The 19830-nt window shown below is 71.3% G+C and carries 18 protein-coding genes; 13 read left to right on the forward strand and 5 right to left on the reverse strand.

Annotated features, from left to right (window positions below):
• The first annotated feature begins 77 nt into the window (after positions 1-77).
• The 3 genes from AQJ84_RS13450 (at position 78) to nudC (ending at position 6217) form a co-directional block, all read left to right on the forward strand.
• The gene (locus AQJ84_RS13450) at positions 78-3695 is read left to right on the forward strand and encodes an ATP-dependent DNA helicase (protein WP_030038275.1); all 3618 of its coding nucleotides are present in this window, start codon (positions 78-80) and stop codon (positions 3693-3695) included.
• A 10-nt stretch (positions 3696-3705) separates the two neighbouring features.
• Positions 3706-5118 (forward strand): dipeptidase, encoded by a 1413-nt coding sequence (locus AQJ84_RS13455; protein WP_030038274.1) that lies wholly within the window; start codon positions 3706-3708, stop codon positions 5116-5118.
• 154 nt (positions 5119-5272) lie between these two features.
• The gene (gene nudC, locus AQJ84_RS13460; protein ID WP_030038273.1) at positions 5273-6217 is read left to right on the forward strand and encodes an NAD(+) diphosphatase; all 945 of its coding nucleotides are present in this window, start codon (positions 5273-5275) and stop codon (positions 6215-6217) included.
• Between the two features lie 117 nt (positions 6218-6334).
• On the opposite strand, the gene AQJ84_RS13465 is transcribed toward nudC, so the two are convergent.
• The gene (locus AQJ84_RS13465; protein ID WP_030038272.1) at positions 6335-6577 is read right to left on the reverse strand and encodes a mycoredoxin; all 243 of its coding nucleotides are present in this window, start codon (positions 6575-6577) and stop codon (positions 6335-6337) included.
• Between the two features lie 182 nt (positions 6578-6759).
• Here AQJ84_RS13465 and AQJ84_RS13470 point away from each other — a divergent pair, with 182 nt between their 5' ends.
• The 5 genes from AQJ84_RS13470 to AQJ84_RS43040 all read left to right on the forward strand — a co-directional run bounded on the left by AQJ84_RS13470 (position 6760) and on the right by AQJ84_RS43040 (position 10685).
• Positions 6760-8958 carry an ATP-dependent DNA helicase UvrD2 gene (locus AQJ84_RS13470; RefSeq protein WP_198536415.1) on the forward strand — a complete coding sequence of 733 codons (2199 nt, stop codon included), beginning with the start codon at positions 6760-6762 and terminating at the stop codon, positions 8956-8958.
• A gap of 165 nt (positions 8959-9123) precedes the next feature.
• Positions 9124-9441 (forward strand): hypothetical protein, encoded by a 318-nt coding sequence (locus tag AQJ84_RS40840; RefSeq protein ID WP_078631565.1) that lies wholly within the window; start codon positions 9124-9126, stop codon positions 9439-9441.
• A 173-nt stretch (positions 9442-9614) separates the two neighbouring features.
• The gene (locus AQJ84_RS13475; RefSeq protein ID WP_030038270.1) at positions 9615-9983 is read left to right on the forward strand and encodes a WhiB family transcriptional regulator; all 369 of its coding nucleotides are present in this window, start codon (positions 9615-9617) and stop codon (positions 9981-9983) included.
• Positions 9980-10306 (forward strand): hypothetical protein, encoded by a 327-nt coding sequence (locus AQJ84_RS13480; protein ID WP_030038269.1) that lies wholly within the window; start codon positions 9980-9982, stop codon positions 10304-10306. The genes AQJ84_RS13475 and AQJ84_RS13480 overlap by 4 nt, the downstream gene beginning before the upstream one ends.
• A gap of 142 nt (positions 10307-10448) precedes the next feature.
• Positions 10449-10685, forward strand: a complete 237-nt coding sequence (locus AQJ84_RS43040) for a hypothetical protein (RefSeq protein WP_128092196.1) — start codon at positions 10449-10451, stop codon at positions 10683-10685.
• A gap of 36 nt (positions 10686-10721) precedes the next feature.
• Here the strand turns inward: AQJ84_RS43040 and AQJ84_RS13485 are convergent, their stop codons facing one another.
• Positions 10722-12113, reverse strand: coding sequence for an ABC1 kinase family protein (locus AQJ84_RS13485; protein WP_030038268.1), 1392 nt, complete (start codon positions 12111-12113; stop codon positions 10722-10724).
• Positions 12106-13320, reverse strand: a complete 1215-nt coding sequence (locus AQJ84_RS13490; RefSeq protein ID WP_030038267.1) for a TOMM precursor leader peptide-binding protein — start codon at positions 13318-13320, stop codon at positions 12106-12108. The genes AQJ84_RS13485 and AQJ84_RS13490 overlap by 8 nt, the downstream gene beginning before the upstream one ends.
• Between AQJ84_RS13490 and AQJ84_RS43465 the strand changes: the two genes are divergently transcribed.
• From AQJ84_RS43465 to AQJ84_RS13510, 5 genes are all read left to right on the forward strand, one after another.
• Entirely contained in the window at positions 13214-13597 is a 384-nt protein-coding gene (locus AQJ84_RS43465) for a hypothetical protein (protein WP_169807746.1), read from the forward strand. The genes AQJ84_RS13490 and AQJ84_RS43465 overlap by 107 nt on opposite strands.
• A 186-nt stretch (positions 13598-13783) precedes the next feature.
• Positions 13784-14374, forward strand: coding sequence for a M48 metallopeptidase family protein (locus AQJ84_RS13495; RefSeq protein ID WP_078631563.1), 591 nt, complete (start codon positions 13784-13786; stop codon positions 14372-14374).
• A 144-nt stretch (positions 14375-14518) separates the two neighbouring features.
• Positions 14519-16117, forward strand: a complete 1599-nt coding sequence (locus AQJ84_RS13500; protein WP_030038265.1) for a TerD family protein — start codon at positions 14519-14521, stop codon at positions 16115-16117.
• 5 nt (positions 16118-16122) lie between these two features.
• Positions 16123-16800 (forward strand): AIM24 family protein, encoded by a 678-nt coding sequence (locus tag AQJ84_RS13505; protein ID WP_030038264.1) that lies wholly within the window; start codon positions 16123-16125, stop codon positions 16798-16800.
• 19 nt (positions 16801-16819) lie between these two features.
• Entirely contained in the window at positions 16820-17557 is a 738-nt protein-coding gene (locus AQJ84_RS13510) for an AIM24 family protein (protein ID WP_030038263.1), read from the forward strand.
• 147 nt (positions 17558-17704) lie between these two features.
• On the opposite strand, the gene AQJ84_RS13515 is transcribed toward AQJ84_RS13510, so the two are convergent.
• Positions 17705-18226: an NUDIX hydrolase gene (locus AQJ84_RS13515; protein WP_030038262.1), complete on the reverse strand. Its 522-nt coding sequence runs from the start codon at positions 18224-18226 to the stop codon at positions 17705-17707.
• Complete coding sequence (locus AQJ84_RS13520; protein ID WP_030038261.1) at positions 18223-19695, reverse strand: zinc-dependent metalloprotease; 1473 nt, start codon at positions 19693-19695, stop codon at positions 18223-18225. The genes AQJ84_RS13515 and AQJ84_RS13520 overlap by 4 nt, the downstream gene beginning before the upstream one ends.
• Positions 19696-19830: the final 135 nt, after the last annotated feature.

Raw genomic sequence — 19830 nt, forward strand, 5'->3', positions numbered from 1 at the left:
GTGCTGACCTGCGTTTCTCTCCACTCGTGGGGGTGATTCGTCCTCGACTGTCAGTGGCCGCCGCTAGCCTCTCCGACATGCCTGCCCGTATCACCGATCCCGATCAGCTCAAGGAGCTCCTCGGTATCCCGTTCACCCCGGAGCAGACGGCCTGCATCACCGCGCCGCCCGCCCCGCAGGTGATCGTGGCCGGAGCCGGGTCGGGCAAGACGACGGTGATGGCGGCCCGGGTGGTGTGGCTCGTCGGCACCGGCCAGGTCGCCCCCGAGCAGGTGCTCGGCCTCACCTTCACCAACAAGGCCGCCGGCGAACTCGCCGAGCGCGTCCGCAAGGCGCTGATCAAGGCGGGCGTAACCGACCCCGACGTCATCGACCCGGACAACCCGCCGGGCGAGCCGGTGATCTCCACCTACCACGCCTTCGCGGGCAGGCTCCTGACCGACCACGGCCTGCGCATGGGCCTCGAGCCGACCTCCCGGCTGCTGGCCGACGCCACCCGTTTCCAACTCGCCGCGCGCGTACTGCGCGAGGCCCCCGGCCCCTACCCGGCGCTCACCCGCTCCTTCGCCGACCTGGTCAGCGACCTCCTCGCGCTCGACGCCGAGCTGGCCGAACACCTCGTAAAGCCCGAGCACCTGCGTGCGTACGACGCCGAGCTGTTGCGTGCCCTCGAGGGCGTCAAACTCACCAACGCCGACCTGCGCAAGGTCCCCGACACGGCCGCCGCGCGCCGTGAACTCGCCGAGCTGGTCGTCCGCTACCGGGCCGCCAAACGCGAGCGCGACCTGCTGGACTTCGGCGACCAGATCGCCCTGTCCGCGCAACTCGCCCAGATCCCGGAGGTGGGCCGCGTTCTGCGGGACGAGTTCCGCGTGGTGCTCCTCGACGAGTACCAGGACACCTCGGTGGCTCAGCGCATCCTCCTCGCGGGCCTGTTCGGCGGCGGTACCGGCCACCCCGTGACCGCGGTCGGCGACCCCTGCCAGGCGATCTACGGCTGGCGCGGCGCCTCCGTCGCCAACCTCGACGACTTCCCCGAGCACTTCGCCCAGGCCGACGGCCGTCCCGCCACCCGGCAGGCGCTCAGCGAGAACCGCCGCAGCGGAGGCCGCCTCCTTGACCTCGCCAACGGCCTGGCCGAGCCGCTGCGCGCCATGCACGCGGGCGTGGAGGCCCTCCGTCCGGCGCCCGGCGCCGAACGCGACGGCACGGTCCGCTGCGCCCTCCTGCCGACCCACGCCGAGGAGATCGCCTGGATCGCCGACTCCGTCGCGCACCTGGTGAACACGGGCAAGGCGCCCGGCGAGATCGCCGTCCTGTGCCGTACGGCCACCGACTTCGCCGAGATCCAGGGCGCGCTCGTCGCCAGGGACGTCCCCGTCGAGGTCGTCGGCCTCTCCGGGCTGCTGCACCTGCCCGAGATCGCCGACCTCGTCGCCGTGTGCGAGGTCCTCCAAGACCCGGGTGCGAACGCCTCCCTGGTCCGCCTGCTGACCGGTCCGCGCTGGCGCATCGGCCCGCGCGACCTCGCCCTGCTGGGACGCCGGGCCCGGCTGCTGGTGTCCCACACGCGCGTGGAGGGCGACGACGACCCGGACCGCCGTCTCGCCGAAGCCGTCGAGGGGGTCGATCCGTCCGAGGTGATATCGCTCGCGGACGCCCTCGACACCTTCCTGGAGTCCCCGCTCGACGGCGACGGTGACAACGACGGGCTGCCCTTCTCGCCGGACGCGCGCGTGCGGTTCGCTCGCCTCGCCACCGAACTGCGCGACCTGCGCCGCTCCCTGTCCGACCCGCTGATGGACGTCCTGCACCGCGTCCTGGCCGTCACCGGCCTGGAGGTCGAGCTGTCGGCGTCCCCGCACGCCCTGGCCGCCCGCCGCCGCGAGACCCTGTCCAACTTCCTTGACGTCGCCGCCTCGTTCGCCGCCGGCGACAACGCGGCGACCCTGCTCGCCTTCCTCGGCTTCCTGCGCACCGCCGCCCAGTACGAGAAGGGCCTCGACAACGCCCTGCCCGGCGGCGAGAACACCGTAAAGGTGCTCACCGCGCACAAGTCCAAGGGCCTGGAGTGGGACGTCGTGGTCGTCCCCGGGCTGGTCACCGGCACCTTCCCCAGCACCCAGGGGCGCGAGAAGTGGACCACCCAGGGCAAGGTGCTGCCGCACGAACTGCGCGGCGACACCGACACCCTCCCCGACGTCACCTCCTGGGACTCCCGCGGCCTGAAGGCCTTCCACGAGGCCATGAAGGAGCACCAGCTCACCGAGGAACTCCGCCTCGGCTACGTCACCTTCACCCGCCCCCGCTCCCTCCTCCTCGGCTCCGGCCACTGGTGGGGCCCCACCCAGAAGAAGCCCCGCGGACCGTCCGGCTTCCTGCAGGACCTGTACGAGCACTGCGCCGCGGGATACGGCGAGATCGAGGCGTGGGCGGACGAGCCCGCCGAGGACGCGGAGAACCCGGTCCTGTTCCAGGAGACCACTGACCAGGTGTGGCCCCTGCCCCTGGACCCGGCGTCCCTGGCCCGGCGCCGGGCGGCCGCCGAGACGGTCCTGGCCCATCTGGAGGACCTCGCCTCCCACCCGGACGGCCACCCCGCGGCCACGCACGACCCGGACACCTACGACGACCCGGACTGGCCGGTGCCCCCGCCGGACGACGACCCGAGCCACGGGGACGCTCGCCACGGGGACGAAGGCTACGGAGACGAACTCTTCGAGGAGCGTCCGTTCGAAGACGGTCCGTTCGGAGAGGAGGACCCCTTCGGCGAGGAGGACTCGGCCGAGTGGGACTCCTGGAGCGCGGACCGCCCGACCGTCCCACACCAGGCGGCGGGGCCGGACGCCAAGGGACAGCCGGGTACGGAACGAGCCCGGCCCCACCCCACGGCACCGGAGCCCCCGCACCCCACGGCACCGGAGCCCGCGCACTTCGCAGCCCCGGGGCCCGCCCACGCCCGCCTTACCCCGGAGGAGGCCCGCACCATCGCCTCCTGGGACCGTGACCTCGACGCCCTCACCGGCGAGCTGCTGCGCGCCCGCGAGAGCGTCACCGACGTCCCCCTGCCGGCGTCGCTGACCGCATCCCAGGTGATGCGCCTGGCCGCCGACCCGGACGGCCTGGCACAGGAACTGGCCCGCCCCATGCCCCGCCCGCCCCAACCGGCGGCACGCCGCGGCACCCGCTTCCACGCCTGGATCGAGTCCCGCTTCGAGGCCCTGACCCTGCCCATGCTGGAGCCGGAGGAACTGCCCGGCAGCGAGGCCGAGATCGCCGACGAACGCGATCTGGAGGCCCTCAAGGACGCCTTCGAGCGCACCGAGTACGCCCAGCGCACGCCCCATCGGGTCGAGGCTCCCTTCCAGCTGGCCATCGCCGGCCGTGTGGTCCGGGGGCGGATCGACGCCGTCTACAAGGAAGGCGACGGCCCGACGGCGACGTACGAGATCGTCGACTGGAAGACCAGTCGCACCCGCGACGCCGATCCGCTGCAGCTCGCCGTGTACCGGCTGGCCTGGGCGGAGCGGCAGGGAGTGCCCCTCGAGTCGGTCGGCGCCGCCTTCCTCTACGTTCGCAGCGGAGAGGTCGTACGGCCGGGTGACCTGCCGGGCCGGGCCGCGCTCGAGCGGCTGCTCAGCGGGGAGCCGCAGGGTGAGGAACCGCACGACGAGGATGTCGGTGCGGGCCGATAGGCTCGTGACCATGAGCCAGCCCGTTGACAGTGCCGTCAGCGCCGTCCGTACGTACGTCGAGCAGCACCGCGCCGCCTTCCTCGACGACCTCGCCGAGTGGCTGCGCATCCCGTCCGTGTCGGCCCAGCCCGACCACGCGCCCGACGTACGCCGCAGTGCGGACTGGCTCGCCGCGAAGCTTCAGGAGACCGGGTTTGCGACCACCGAGGTCTGGGAGACGCCGGGTGCGCCCGCCGTGTTCGCCGAGTGGCCGTCCGACGACCCCGAGGCGCCCACGGTCCTCGTCTACGGCCACCACGACGTACAGCCCGCCGCCCGCGAGGACGGCTGGGACAGCGAGCCCTTCGAGCCCCTGGTCCGAGGGAACCGCCTCTATGCGCGCGGGGCGGCCGACGACAAGGGCCAGGTGTTCTTCCACACACTCGGGGTCCGCGCCCACCTCGCCGTCACCGGGCGCACCGCCCCGGCCGTGCACCTCAAGCTGCTGATCGAGGGCGAGGAGGAGTCCGGGTCCCCGCACTTCCGGGCCCTCGTCGAGGAGCGTGCGAACCGCCTCGCCGCCGACGCGGTGATCGTCTCCGACACCGGCATGTGGTCCGAGGACACCCCGACCGTGTGCACCGGTATGCGTGGCCTGGCCGAGTGCGAGATCCGGCTGTTCGGCCCCGACCAGGACATCCACTCCGGCTCCTTCGGCGGCGCCGTCCCCAACCCCGCCACCGCCGCGGCCCGCCTGGTCGCCGCCCTGCACGACGAGCACGCGCGCGTGCGCGTCCCCGGCTTCTACGACGGCATCGTCGAACTCACCGACCAGGAGCGCGAACTCTTCGCCGAGCTGCCCTTCGACGAGGCCGCCTGGCTGCGTACCGCCAAGTCGTACGCCACCCAGGGCGAGGCCGGGCACACCACCCTGGAGCGCATCTGGGCCCGCCCCACCGCCGAGGTCAACGGCATCGGCGGGGGATACCAGGGCCCGGGCAGCAAGACGATCGTGCCGTCCTCCGCCATGGTGAAGCTCTCCTTCCGGCTGGTCGCCGGCCAGGACCCCGGCCACATCGAGAAGGCCGTCCGCGCCTGGGCCGCCGAGCAGGTGCCCGCCGGCATCCGGCAGGAGATCACCTTCACCGGCTCCACCCGCCCGTGCCTGACACCGCTGGACCACCCGGCCCTGCAATCCGTCGTCCGCGCCATGGGCCGCGCTTTCGACAAGCCCGTCCGCTTCACACGTGAAGGCGGCTCGGGACCGGCCGCCGACCTCCAGGAGGTCCTCGGCGTATCCGTCCTCTTCCTCGGCATCTCCGTCCCCTCCGACGGCTGGCACGCGCCGAACGAGAAGGTCGAGCTCGACCTCCTCCTCAAAGGCGTCGAGACCACCGCGTACCTGTGGAGCGACCTCGCCGAGCACTGGCGCCGTGCGCCCTGATCGTCCCGTGCCGTCCGGACCGGCATGGCACGCGGGGCACACTGGAAGAACCGTCCTGAACCGCCACGCCCCACCGGGCCCGGTCATCTCCCGCCGTACGACCCGCTGAACCGCCCGCGAAACACCCTTTCCACCGGGGGAGTTGGAAGCACTCGTGACCACCTGGACCGACCACACCGCCGACCGCCCCGTCTCGCTCACCGCCCCGAGCGGCATCGACCGGGCCGCCCACCACCGGCTCGACGAGGCCTGGCTCGCGGCGGCGTGGAGCCACCCCACAACCCGCTGCTTCGTGGTCTCCGGCGGCCAGGTCCTCGTCGACGAGGCGCCCGACGGCCGTACCGAACTCGTCATGACACCGTCCTTCGAGGCACCCCTCACCGAGGCACACCGGTACTTCCTCGGCATCGACGAGGAGGGCGTGCGCTACTTCGCCCTGCAGAAGGACGCGCTCCCCGGCCGCATCGACCAGTCCGCCCGCCCGGCCGGTCTGCGCGAGGCCGGTCTGCTGCTCTCGCCGCGCGAGGCCGGCCTGATGGTGCACGCCGTCGGCCTGGAGAACTGGCAGCGCACCCATCGCTTCTGCTCCCGTTGCGGCGAGCGCACGGTCATCGCCGCGGCCGGTCACATCCGCCGCTGCCCCGCCTGCGGCGCCGAGCACTACCCGCGCACCGACCCCGCCGTGATCATGGCTGTCACCGACGAGGACGACCGGCTTCTGCTGGGCCGCCAGGTCCACTGGCCCGAAGGCCGCTTCTCGACGCTCGCCGGATTCGTCGAGCCCGGCGAGTCCATAGAGCAGTCGGTACGCCGTGAGGTCTTCGAGGAGGCCGGCATCACCGTCGGCCAGGTCGAGTACATCGCCAGCCAGCCCTGGCCGTTCCCGTCCAGCCTCATGCTGGGCTTCCTCGCCCGCGCCACCTCGACCGACATCAACGTCGACGGCGACGAGATCCACGAGGCCCGCTGGTTCTCCCGCGACGAGCTGGGCGCCGCCTTCGAGTCAGGCGAGGTGCTCCCGCCGTACGGCATCTCGATCGCGGCCCGACTGATCGAGCTCTGGTACGGCAAGCCGCTGCCGACGAGAAGCTTCGTCTGAGGTCGGGCACACCAAACCCTTACCGGATTCACGACGTCCGGGGAGTGGGACGAAACACCGGAAGGCGGCCCCTGAACCCATGTCAGGGGCCGCCTTCCGGCAACCGTCCGCGGCGCGCTACGCGCCGATCCTCTGCTTGACCTGAGCCAGCGAAGGGTTCGTGAGCGTCGAGCCATCCGGGAAGAGCACGGTCGGAACCGTCTGGTTTCCGCCATTCGCCTTCTCGACGAACGCGGCGGATTCGGGGTCCTGCTCGATGTTGATCTCCGTGTACGCGATGTTCTCGCGGTCCATCTGGCTCTTGAGCCGACGGCAGTAGCCGCACCACGTGGTGCTGTACATCGTCACAGTGCCCAGCATGTCTCTCGTGCTCCTTCGGCGGGTCGGCGGATGTGCTCGCAGTGGGGAACGTACTTGAAAGGGTCACCATTCCCGCGGGCCGGGTTCCGCTGCACGTGACGCCTGCCGCATTAGTACGACTGCAGATGCCTGCCTGTGGACAACCGGCTCACCCGTCTCCGCCGACCTGGCAGCATGGCCGTGTGACAGCAGCAACGCACTCCCCGCTCTTCCCGCGAACACCGGACTCGGCCGACGCGGTGCTCGAAGGGCTCGACCCCGAGCAGCGCGAGGTGGCCACCGCCTTGCAGGGTCCGGTGTGCGTCCTCGCGGGCGCCGGCACCGGCAAGACCCGCGCGATCACCCACCGCATCGCCTACGGGGTGCGTGCCGGGATCCTCCAGCCCTCCAGCGTGCTGGCCGTCACCTTCACCAACCGTGCCGCCGGCGAGATGCGCGGCCGGCTGCGACAGCTCGGCGCCGCCGGCGTCCAGGCCCGCACCTTCCACTCGGCCGCCCTGCGTCAGCTCCAGTACTTCTGGCCGAAAGCCGTCGGTGGCTCCATGCCCCGGCTGGTCGACCGCAAGATCCAGCTCGTCGCCGACGCCGCGGCCGCCTGCCGGATCCGCCTCGACCGGGGCGAGCTGCGGGACGTCACCGGCGAGATCGAATGGTCCAAGGTCACCCAGACCGTCCCCTCCGAGTACGCGCCGGCGGCCGCCAAGGCAGGCCGTGAGTCCCCCCGGGACCCGGCGGAGATCGCGCAGCTCTACTCCGCCTACGAGGACCTCAAGCGCGCCCGCGCGGTCATCGACTTCGAGGACGTCCTGCTGCTGACCGTCGCCGTCCTCCAGGACCGGCACGACATCGCCGAGCAGGTGCGATCCCAGTACCAGCACTTCGTGGTCGACGAGTACCAGGACGTCAGCCCGCTTCAGCAACGCCTGCTGGAGCTGTGGCTCGGCGACCGCGAGAACCTGTGCGTGGTGGGCGACGCCAGCCAGACGATCTACTCGTTCACGGGAGCAACTCCCGACCACCTGCTCGACTTCCGCACCCGTCACCCCGGCGCCACGGTCGTCAAGCTGGTCCGCGACTACCGCTCCACCCCTCAGGTCGTCCACCTCGCCAACGGCCTGCTCGCCCAGGCCCGGGGCCGCGCCGCCGACCACCGGCTGGAGCTGGTCTCCCAGCGCGCCGCCGGCCCCGAGCCCGTCTACAGCGAGTACCCCGACGAGCCGGCCGAGGCCGAGGGCGCCGCCCGGCGTATCCGTGAGCTCATGGACTCCGGCGTACGGGCCAGCGAGATCGCCATCCTGGTCCGTACGAACTCCCAGTCCGAGACCTACGAACAGGCCCTCGCCGACGCCGGAGTCCCCTACCAGCTGCGAGGCGCCGAACGGTTCTTCGACCGCCCCGAGGTGCGCAAGGCCGGCGTGGCCCTGCGCGGCGCGGCCCGCTTCGGCGGCAATGACTCGCTCCTGGACGACGTCGTCGACCTGCCCTCCCAGGTGCGTGCCGTGCTGTCGGGCGAGGGCTGGACCACCGAGCCCCCGGCCGGCTCCGGGGCCGTCAGAGAACGGTGGGAGTCACTGGCCGCCCTGGTGAACCTCGCGCAGGACTTCTCCGCCTCCAGACCCGGCGCCACCCTCAGCGACCTGGTGGCAGAGCTCGACGAGCGGGCGAGTGCCCAGCACGCCCCGACCGTCGAGGGCGTCACTCTCGCCTCACTGCACTCGGCCAAGGGGCTGGAGTGGGACGTCGTCTTCCTGGTCGGTGTCGCCGAGGGCATGATGCCGATCACCTACGCAAAGACCGACGAGCAGATCGAGGAGGAGCGCCGCCTGCTCTACGTCGGCGTCACCCGCGCCAGAGAGCGTCTGCATGTGTCGTGGGCCCTGTCCCGCTCACCCGGCGGCCGTCCGAACCGCAGGCCCAGCAGATTCCTCGACGGCCTGCGTCCGGGCTCGGTCGGTGCCGCGGCGCGGAGCGCGGCGAGTGGCTCCGGAGGAGTCGAACGCGGCTTCACCACCAGCAGAGCCGACACCGCCCCCCGGCGCCGGCAGCGCACTCCGGCCCGCTGCCGGGTGTGCGGACGCACGCTCACCGACGCCGGCGAGATGAAGCTGATGCGCTGCGAGGACTGTCCTTCGGACATGGACGAGGGGCTCTACGAGCGGTTGCGGGAGTGGCGTGCGCTCCAGGCACAGCGCAGCGGGCAGCCCGCCTTCTGCGTCTTCACCGACAAGACGCTGATGGCGATCGCCGAGACCGTCCCCGACGACGAGGGGGAGCTGGCGCGCATCCCCGGGGTCGGGACCCGCAAGCTCAACCGCTTCGGAGCCGATGTCCTGGCGATCTGCGCAGGCCAGGAGCTCGGGGGAGAAGAAACTGAGAACTGACGCGAACTCGTCGAAAAAATAGTTTGCGCATGCCCCAGCAATCCCCATAGGTTCGTAGCCACGAGAACGGAGGCCTTCTCGGGGGCCCCGCTTTCGTGCTGTACTTGCATATCCGTCGGACTGGTTCATCCCAGTCCCCCGACGCGCCGAGAGGAGGCGATTCCAGTGATCAGCATCAACAGCAGCTCTGTCAGCACCGCCAAAATGACCGATCGCTCGGTCGTCTCCACGTGCATGCTCGGCGTCTCGAACCTGGGCACCGGTCTGTCCGGCATTCCTGCCGCGCGTCCGGCGTCCTCCGTGTCTCTCGCGGGCCTTCCCGTCCGGGAGCGCAATGAGCGACCGACCAAGGCACTGGAAGCAGTAGAAGCACAGGCGCACGCCTATGCCTTTACGGCAGCCGGTGCCGGAGACCGGAAGCAGACGCAGCACCACCTGATGTGGGCCTTCCGTGGGCCAGAACCCTGGAGTGATCCAGCCTGATCGTCGATCAGGCCGGCGCCTTCAGGGCCGCGGAACCCCATCCGGGATCCGCGGCCCTTCTGTTTTCCCCGAACGGGGACGACGGAGCGAAGGGGCCTCGGGACAAGAAAAGACCCGGTACCAGCCGCAACTCGGCCCAACAGGGCCGGAACGACAGACGAGGAAGACGAACCGTGCAACTCGAAGCGCACGCCCCGTCCGTACCGCCTTCCGAAACGATCCCCCCGCCCGGCCTCACGGAGGACTCCACCTTGACCCCGCTCACGGCGCTCACCGCGCTCGACGACGCCATCGAGAACCTCGGCGTGCCCGTCCCCTGCCGTTCTTACGACCCGGAGGTCTTCTTCGCCGAGTCGCCGGCGGACGTCGAGTACGCCAAGTCCCTCTGCCGTACCTGCCCGCTGGTCGAGGCCTGCCTCGCCGGTGCCAAGGAACGGCGTGAGCCCTGGGGCGTCTGGGGTGGCGAGCTGTTCGTCCAGGGTGTCGTCGTCGCCCGGAAGCGGCCGCGTGGTCGCCCGCGCAAGAACCCGGTCACGGCATGAACACCACAGGAACAATCGACCGTCCCCTCACGCACGACCCCAAGAAGCAGGCCCCGATGAAGCCGTCCACCAACGAGCAGTTCGCAGGCTCCGCGCCTGAAGACTTCACCACCAGTGGTGCGATCGACTCGCGCCAGAACAGGACCCGAGAGATGCAACTCATCCCAGAAGCCCTTGCTCGTGCGCATATGCACGAGCGACTGTACGAGGCCGAGCGGGAACGCCGGGCCGTGCGCCTGGCGACCGCTCGCCGGATGCAGCGCAGGGCGGAGCGCGCCTCGATGCGCGCCCGCCGTGCGCTCGCCATGGCCGTCATGCAGTAAGCGGAAACCGAACACACCTGAAGCGGTGGCCTCCCTAGCGGGAGGCGGAGCTTTCCCTTCGGGGGCCGGTCCGTCCGAACGGACCGGCCCCCGCCGTGCGTTGTGCCCGTCGATCGACGGGTGGCGGAGTTATCGTCACCGCGTGAGGAGTCTTTCTGGAGGCAGTGAGGACCACGGCTCGGCCAGGGAACCCGAGGAACTCGGAACACCGACGGAGTCCGAGCCTGCTGTGTGCGCCCGGTGCGGTGCCGCGGCCGCCGGACCGCAGCCCACCTGGACCTGCTCGGTGGAGAACGGCGTCCGCCAGTACTTCTGCGACGCCTGCTCCCGGGAGAACCTCAGGGCGATCGAAGGGCGGCTGGACTCCGACTGGTGGTGAGACCTGAGACCTCCCGGAATCCTCCGCGCGCAAGCCTCACGCTTCAGCCGCGGATTCCTCCTCCAAGTCCTCCTCCAGGTTCTCCTCCGGGCGCTTCTCCGGGTCGAACCCCGGCAGCCACTCCTCCAGCTCCTCGCGAAGCCGCACCGTCGCGCCCAGCTGGCACAGCACGCCGATCGTGCTCAGCGTCACCCGGTGGATGAGCAGATACGCCGGGGGCAGGTTGAGCTGCTTGGCCAGCTGGTAGGCCGGGGAGCGCGGATCGCCGATCCGGGCCGCCTGGCTGCGCATCCAGCCGCGGGTGAAGGTGAACTCCTCCGCCTGGGCCGGTTCGATGATCGGCAGGAGATAGTCGAGTACGGCATCCGGGTCCAGCTCTATGGACTCCTTGACGAACCCCTCCGTGCAGAGGAGCTCGTAGACGGCCTCCGCCTCGCCGTCGAGCGTCATCCGCAGTGACGTGCCGATCGGGGTCGGCAGACCACCGGGGAGGCGGTCCACCGTGCCGAAGTCCAGGACGCCGAGACGCCAGTCGCCTTCGCCGTCCGGGCAGCCGGGCAGCAGACGGAAGTTTCCCGGATGGGGGTCGGCGTGCAGCAGACCGGTCCGGGCCGGGCCGGAGAACAGGAAACGGGCCAGGAGCTGGCCGGCCCGGTCGCGCTGCTCCTGGGTGCCGTCGGAGATGACCTCCGAGAGCGGGACGCCGTCCATCCATTCCGTGATCAGGACCTGGTCGCACTGGTGGACCACGTCCGGCACGACGACGTCCGGGTCGTCCATGAACTCCTCGGCATGGGCCCTCTGAGCCTGAGCCTCCAGGCCGTAGTCGAGCTCCTCCGAGACCCGGTCGCGCAGCTCCGTGATGAGGGGCTTGACGTCGATGCCGGGGACCAGGGGCCCCAACAAACGGGCGAAACGTCCCAATTGGTTCAGGTCGGACAGGAGGGCCTCGCCGGCTCCGGGGTACTGCACCTTGACCGCCACTTCGCGGCCGTCGCTCCACACCGCCCGGTGCACCTGACCGATCGACGCCGCCGCGGAGGGCTTTTCCTCGAACTCGAGGAACAGCTCACGCCAGTCCTCGCCGAGCCGCTCCTCCAGCACCGCGTGCACGGTGCGCGTGGGCATCGGGGGTGCCGCCTCCTGCAGCTTCGTCAGCGCCGCCCGGTAGGGGCCGGCGATCTCCTCGGGAAGCGCCGACTCGAAGACCGACAGGGCCTGGCCGAACTTCATCGCGCCGCCCTTGAGCTCGCCGAGCACCTTGAACAGCTGCTCGGCCGTGCGCTGTTGTACCTCGCGGCCGACCAGCTCGGCGGACTCGCCGACGATCCGTTTGCCGAGTCCCCAGGTCGCCCGTCCGGCGAAACCGAGCGGCAGCGCGGCGAGCTTGGCGGTACGGGTGACCGCCTTGCGGGGAAGATCAGACATGCGCCCTCCAGGTCCCAGCCAGCCGCGCCGCGTCTGTCCTACGGCGAAACTCCTTCGACGATCGTTGCACCATCATTGTCTCGTGCGGGTCCTCGTCGGTGGAGGTGTGTTCCTCCTTACCTTTCTCCGCCGCCCCGCATGGGCAGGCGGGGTGCCCCCAGACCGGCCGCGCATGCCAGTTGAGGGCGGGCAGGGAGACCTCCCAGCGGGCGCCGGCGCTCGACGGGACCCGGCCGTCCAGGAAGGCGAGTGCGTGTGCGGCGGCCAGTCCGGCGACCGTGGTGGCCAGCGCCAGATCGCAGGCCCGCTCCCGGCGCGGTCTGCCGGAGCGCCACTGTGCGACCAGGCGGGGCCAGGTCTGGTCGCGGTCCGTGCGAGCTTCGTGCAGACAGCCGGCGCAGCCCGTCTCACCCGGCAGTACGAACGGCCCGACCAGGCCGGTCGCCTCCACCACCCCGACGTACAGATGCGGTGTGCCCGAAGCGATCAGCGGGTCGGCGGCGGACGGGGCGGGCGCGTGTACGTCCACGTCGTCCCGTGGCGCGAGGATCACTAGGGAGAGGCCCTGGTCGTCGCCCGCCAAGGGTGTGCGGGGCCCGCGGCGCTCCGGACGGTCCGGCGCTGATCGCCGAACGGCCTGGCGCGCCGCCTCCTGCCTGCGGTCGCCCACTGACTCGGCGGGCAGCCCGCCCGGCGCGACATCTCCCGGCTCGACCGAGCCCACATCCCGCACCTCGACCTCGCCGACCCCGGCTCCCGACAGCAGCGCTGCCAGGACCGTGCCCACCCGGCCGGCGCCCCTGACCTGGACGCGCAGGGAACGACGGGCCGCCAGGAGCCGGATGGCCTCACCCGGCCCGGACGTGGTCAGCGAGAGCGAGGCCAGGTCGGGGCGCAGCCGGTCGAGGACGTCTTTCTTCGCGCGCAGGGCCTCGGCGGCCGGGCCGCCGCCCCTCGCGTCGTCGACGAGCCCGGCCCGCGCCAGCCTTTCCACCAGCGCGTCGACGTGCCCGTCCGGCAGGTCCATGCGGCGGCCCTCCTCCCGCAGGAGCGGGAGCCCGCGCGTGCCGTTGAGCAGGTCGAGGAAACTGCCCGTCGCCGTGTCCATCGGACCCAGCGTCAGCGCGTGCGCCGGAGTCATCCCGAACTGCACGGTGTTGAGATCCCGCCAGCCGCGCCGGAGCGCGGGCTTCACGAGCGGAACGATCTCCACAGGCTCAACCGCCGACGCCGACGCCGACGCCGACGCCGACGCCGACGCCGACGCCGACGCCGACGCCGACGCCGACGCCGACGCCGAGGTCGACTCGCCCTCCGGCGCCGCCGACACCCCAGGAGTGGGCGAAACCGGTGAGCCCGGTGAGCTCGGAGATCCCGGTGAGCCCGGTGAGCCCGGTGAGCCCGGACGAACCGTCGGATGTGGATTCCTCGACTGCATGACAGGCCCCCGTAGCCCTCGTAGACCATCCCCGTCCAGCCGGTGACGCTCGGTCGCAGCTCCGCCGGCCCAGCCAGCATGCCCGGGCCCGCCGCGGGGTGCCGAAAGTTGTCCACAAGCAGTGGGTATTCGTCGTACAAGTCAGTCGTACGAATCAAACACACGTGGGGGATCGGAACGCATCCGCCCCGGAGTCGGGACTTCCCCCGTGTGCAGCGGGTAACGTCGGGGCGTGCCCGCCGACCCCCTGCACCGCGCCGGAACACCACAGCGCAGCACGACGAGCCTGCCGCCGAGCGGCTCGGGGGCGAGCGCGATCGAGGTACGCAGGAGTTCCCGTCGACGTCGGACGGTCTCCGCGTACCGCGAGGGCGATCGCACCGTCGTACTGATCCCTGCCCGGATGTCCGAGGCCGAGGAGCAACGCTGGGTGAGCGTCATGCTCGACAAGCTGGCCGCACAGGAGAGCAAACGGGTCCTGGGCGACGCCGAGCTGGCTGAGCGGGCCGCACGCCTGTCCAGCCAGTACTTCGACGGCCGTGCCCGGCCCTCCTCGGTGCGCTGGGTCACCAACCAGAACACCCGCTGGGGCTCGTGCACCCCTTCCGAGGGCAGCATCCGTCTGTCGCACCGGCTGCAGGGCATGCCCGAGTACGTCGTCGACTACGTCCTCCTGCACGAGCTCGCGCATCTGCTGGTGCCCGGTCACGGTCCCCGTTTCTGGCGGCTGTTGGAGGCGTATCCGCGCACCGAGCGGGCCCGGGGCTATCTGGAAGGGGTGGTCGCCGCCGAGCGGTTGCCCCACCTGCCGGGTACCGGCTGAGCGTGCCCGTGGCCCGGTCGGGCCCGTACGGGGAGTCTCGTGCGGGATTTTGTACCGGATCTGTACCGACTTCCTCCGGTGTCCGAGATTGCCGTTAGCCTGTCGCGACGCACTCGCATTCGGGATGGGGGACGGTCGTTACGCATGGCCAGGGAATTCCAACGCGGCCACAAGGCCAAGATCAGTGACCTCACCGCGGGCACGGACCTGTACGTAGGCGTACAGATCTCCGGCCCCGGGCTGACCTTCGACATCAGCTGCTTCGGGCTCGACGCCGACGAACGGCTCTCCGACGACCGGTACTTCGTCTTCTTCAACCAGCCGAAGTCCCCCGAGGAATCCATTCAGCTCCTGGGCTCGCAGGCGGGCGACACGGAGGCCTTCAGGGTCAGCCTCGACAAGATCCCGTCGCAGATCCAGAAGCTGTCGTTCACCGCGACGATCGACGGCGCCGGTCAGATGTCGCAGATCGCCCCCGGGTACGTCCGTATCGTCGCCGGCGGTGAGGAGGTGGCCCGGTACTCCTTCGACGGTGGCGAGTTCTCGACGGAACGCGCCGTCATGCTGGGTGACTTCTACCTGAAGGACGTCTGGCGGTTCGCCGCCGTCGGGCAGGGCTTCGACGGCGGCCTCGACGCGCTGCTGAAGAACTTCGGCGGAGAGGTCGCCGAGGAAGAGCCCGCTCCGGCCGCCCCCGCGCCTTCCCAGGCTCCGGCGTTCGCACCCCCGCCCCAGGCCTCCCCCGCACCCGCGCCGGCGCCCGGCTTCGCAGCCCCCGCGCCGGCCCCCGCCCCCGCGGCCCCGTCCGTCCACACCGCGCCCACGATCGTCGGCACCACTCCGCCCGGCGGAGTCGGCACCCCGCCCGGAGTCCCGCCGCAGGCGCCCGCGCCGACCAGCCCGCAGATGTTCACGCCCCCCGGTGCGCCAGCCGGCCAGTTCGCGCCCCCCGGTGCGCCAGCCGGCCAGTTCACGCCCCCCGGGGCCCCCGCGGGCCAGTTCGCCCCTCCGGGTGCGCCCGCGGCCTTCCCGGGCCAGGCCCAGCCCTTCGCCGGGGCCACGGCGCTCGCGCCCGTGCCCCCGGAGGCGAACGTCCGTGTCGTTCTGACGAAGTACGCGGAAGCCCCCGTAGGGGACCGCTGGACGGAGCAGAACCCGCAGCTGGTGCGGGCCACCCTCACCAAGGGCGCCGCCATCCTCGCCAAGCAGGGCAGCATGGTCGCCTACCAGGGCGACATCGACTTCGCCCACAAGGGGTCCGGTCTGCTCGGCAAGCTCACCGGGGCGCTCACCGGCCAGGGCATGTCCCTCATGCGCTGCGCGGGTGACGGCGAGGTGTTCCTCGCCGACGAGGCCAGCCGGGTGTTCGTCATCCGCCTCCAGGGGGAGCAGCTCTACACCAGCGCCCAGGGCGTGCTCGCCTTCGACGAGGCCCTGGACACCGAGGTACGCCGCATCGAGGGCGCGGGTCTGCCGGGCGGCGGCCTGTTCAGCATGCTCTTCTCGGGCACCGGAGCGGTCGCCGTGAAGACACGCGGCGTGCCGGTCGTCATCCCCGTGGGCCCGGCCACCTATGTCGACGGGAACGCCGTCATCGCCTGGTCCGCCGGTGCGCAGGCCGTCACCACGACCGCGCTCAGGTTGCGCCGCTCCGGGTACTCCCGGCAGACCTCGGAGGCCGTGAACCTCCAGTTCCGCGGCGCACCCGGCAACTTCGTCGTCGTACAGCCCTTCGAGGTGTGAGGTTCATGGACACCCAGACACTCAGCGCGCACCGCGCCGTTTCGACCGGCGTCCGGATGAGCGTGCACAGCTCCAAGACGCTCAAGGTCACCATGGCCACCGGCCACGACCTGCTGGCCAAGGCCGGCTCGATGATCGCGTACGACGGTTATGTGCAGTTCGACGGGGCACCCGCCAGCCTGCGCCGTTCGGCGGAGGAGATGGTCAGCGGTGAGGGCGGCAGGCTGATGCTCTGCCGCGGTGACGGCGACCTCTACCTCGCCGACTACGGCGGCGACGTCCTCGTCCTCCACCTGAACGGGGAGGCCCTCTCCGTCAACGGTGCCACGCTGCTGGCCTGCGACGCCTCACTGGAGCTCACCATCGAGCCGGTCAAGGGTCTCGCCAAGCTGTCCGGCTCGGGCCTGACCAACCTCGTCATCCGGGGCACGGGCTGGGTCGCGCTGGTCAGCCGGGGCATTCCGATGGCCCTGGACTGCGCCGAACGGGAGACCTACGTCGACCCGGACGCGCTCATCGCCTGGACCACCGGCATGGACATGAAGGCCCGGCGCACGGTCAAGGCGAGCGCCCTCATCGGCCGGGGCAGCGGCGAGGCCTTCCAGATCGGCTTCAAGGGCCAGGGCTTCGTGGTCGTCCAGCCCAGCGAGGACACCGGCGACCGATTCAAGATCCGGGGCTGAAGGGAGCACCACGCACATCATGCACAGCACACTCTTCGCACACGTCCCGGTGGAGTCCACCGGCCGCTACACCCTGCAGAACCCACAGCTCCTCAAGACCGACGTCACCCAGGGCAGCAGCGCAGTGCTGGCCCGGCAGGGCGCGATGGTGGCCTTCGAGGGGCAGGTGGAGTTCGACAGCCAGTACCGTAACCGCAGCTGGCGCAACGTCGAGCGGATGACCGGCGAGCGCCTGGAACTCATGCGCTGCAAGGGCAACGGCATCGTCTACCTCGCCAACCTCGCCCAGCACCTGCACATCATGGAGGTCGGCCGCGGCCTGACCGTCGACAGTTCCTACGTCCTCGCCTTCGACGGCTCTCTCGGCCTCGGCATCGTGGCGGTCGACAGTGCGGTGGAGATCGCCTCGGCGGGCGCCTACAACCTGGAGCTGTCCGGATCCGGGCAGGTCGTCCTCATGACCTCGGGCGAGCCGCTGGTGATGGAGGTGACCCCGGAGAAGAACGTCTGCTGCGACGCGGACGCGGTCGTCGCCTGGTCCACGTCCCTGCGGACCCAGCTCCAGGCACCGACCTCCACGTCCGCCGTGTGGCGACGCAGGGGCTCCACCGGCGAGGGCTGGGAGATGCAGTTCTCCGGCACTGGGCACGTCCTGGTGCAGCCCAGTGAGCTGCTGCCGCCCCAGCACCTGCGCAACTCCGGGATGCTCGGCCAGTTCGGCATGCGGGGGAACTCCCTCGGAGGCAGCAACGCCTGAGCCGTCCGACGCCGTCGGGCGGGCGCGAGAAGGCCCTACGGCATCGTCGGGGGGCGCGAGAAGGCCCTCCGGCGTCGTCGCCCAGGCAGACGTAAGGGGCGCCCGCCATCGCGGGCGCCCCTTACGCACTCCTCCGGGAAGCCGCCTCTAGAGCCGCTCCCGGGTCGCTTGCAGCAGTCGCAGGACCGACTCGTCCGCCACTGCCGCCACCTCGTCGTATCCGAACCAGCGCAGGTCGAGCGACTCGTCGCTGATCGCGTGGGCCGCGCCGGGCGGGGCCACCACCGCGTACTGGACGTCGAAGTGCCAGTGGCACGGCGGCGGGATCGGATGCCGGTCCAGGCGCACCGGGCCGCCCGGAAGCAGCGTCAGCCCCTCGACACCGGACTCCTCCGTCGCCTCCCGCAGGGCCGCCGTCTCCAGCGAGGCGTCCTGTGGCTCGCAGTGACCACCCATCTGGAGCCACATGCGCAGCTTCTTGTGGAGCGTGAGCAGTACCCGCCCGTGCTCCGGATCGATCACCAGAGCGCTCGCCGTGAGATGACCGGACCCACACGCCTTCCACATGCCGTCCGGGTGGGCGGCGAGGTGGTCGAGGTAGGCCTGGCGCAGCTCTCGCTGGCCCTCGTACTCCTTGAGCACGAGGACCGCGTCGTCGTGCAGGCTCACTCGGTGTCGTCGCCCTTCTCGGGGTCGGACGTCTTCGGGTCGGACGCCTTCGGGTCGCCCTTCTCGGGGTCGGACTTCTTGAGGTCGGGCTTGCCCGCCGCCTCGCCGAGCATCTTGTCCAGCTCGGAGAAGTCCAGCTGCTCGCGGTGCACGAAACCGTCCGGGTCGTCCAGGTCGGAGGCCGTCGGCAGCATGTCCGGGTGGGCCCACAGGGCGTCCCGGCCGTCGACACCGCGCGCGTCGGTGAGCGAGGCCCACAGACGGGAGGCGTCCCGCAGGCGGCGCGGGCGCAGCTCCAGACCGATCAGCGTGGCGAACGTCTGCTCGGCGGGACCGCCCGAGGCGCGGCGGCGGCGCAGCGTCTCGCGCAGTGCGTCCGCGGACGACAGACGCGGCTTGGCAGCCGCGTGCACCACCGCGTCCACCCAGCCTTCGACGAGTGCCAGGGCCGTCTCCAGACGGGCCAGAGCAGCCTTCTGCTCGGGCGTGTCCTCCGGCTGGAACATGCCCTGCTGAAGGGCGTCCTGCAGCTGCTCGGGGTTCTGCGGGTCGAACTGGCCGACCACGTCCTCGAGCTTGGCGGTGTCGACCTTGATCCCGCGCGCGTAGCCGTCGACCGCGCCGTACAGGTGCGAGCGCAGCCACGGCACGTGCGCGAACAGGCGCTGGTGGGCGGCCTCGCGCAGGGCGAGATACAGCCGCACCTCCTCCTTCGACACGCCGAGGTCCCTGCCGAACGCGTCCATGTTCACCGGCAGCAGCGCGGCCTTGCCGGCCGGGCCGAGCGGCAGGCCGATGTCGGTGGAACCGACGACCTCGCCCGCGAGCACGCCGACGGCCTGCCCGATCTGCGTGCCGAACATGGCACCGCCCATCGAGCGCATCATGCCGATCAGCGGGCCGGCCATGGCCTGCATCTCCTCCGGCAGGACATCGCCCATGGCCGCGCCGACCCGCTCGGCGACCGGGTCCACGAGCTCCTTCCAGGCGGGCAGGGTCGCCTCGACCCACTCCGCGCGGCTCCACGCCACCGCGGAGCCCGCGCCGGACGGCAGGGACGTGGCGTCGTCCAGCCAGAGGTCGGCGAGCCGGACGGCCTCCTCGACGGAGCTGCGCTCGGCGGGGCCGACGCTCGCGTCCTTGGTGCCGTCCGCCGTGCCCTGGGAGACCGTCTGGCGGGCGATCTGCTTGGCCATGTCCCAGTTCACCGGACCGCCCTCGTACGAGAGCATCTGGCCCAGCTGCTGGAAGGCGGCGCCCAGGTCGGTGGGGTTCAGGGAACCGAACATGGCAGCGAGCGGGTTGTCGGCGCCGGGGCCACCGAAGCCACCGGCTCCGGGCAGCCCGCCGAAACCGAACGGGTTGGCCGGGCCCTGACCACCACCGCTCTGCTGGTCCTTCTTCTTGCCCTCGTCGCCGTCGTCCGGCTCCTCCGGCGGAAGGCCGAATCCGAATGGGGTGTCACTCACGGGATTCCTCGGCTGGTAAGGCCGCCGGTTGTCTCCGACGGCGCGACTGCCCGATAACACCACCCAGCGTAGACACCATGGGCGGTTCGGGCCTCGGTGCTTCGCCGACTCGCGGCCTGCGGCAGGATGGATGCC

The organism is Streptomyces resistomycificus, assembly GCF_001514265.1.
GTDB classification, from domain to species: domain Bacteria; phylum Actinomycetota; class Actinomycetes; order Streptomycetales; family Streptomycetaceae; genus Streptomyces; species Streptomyces resistomycificus.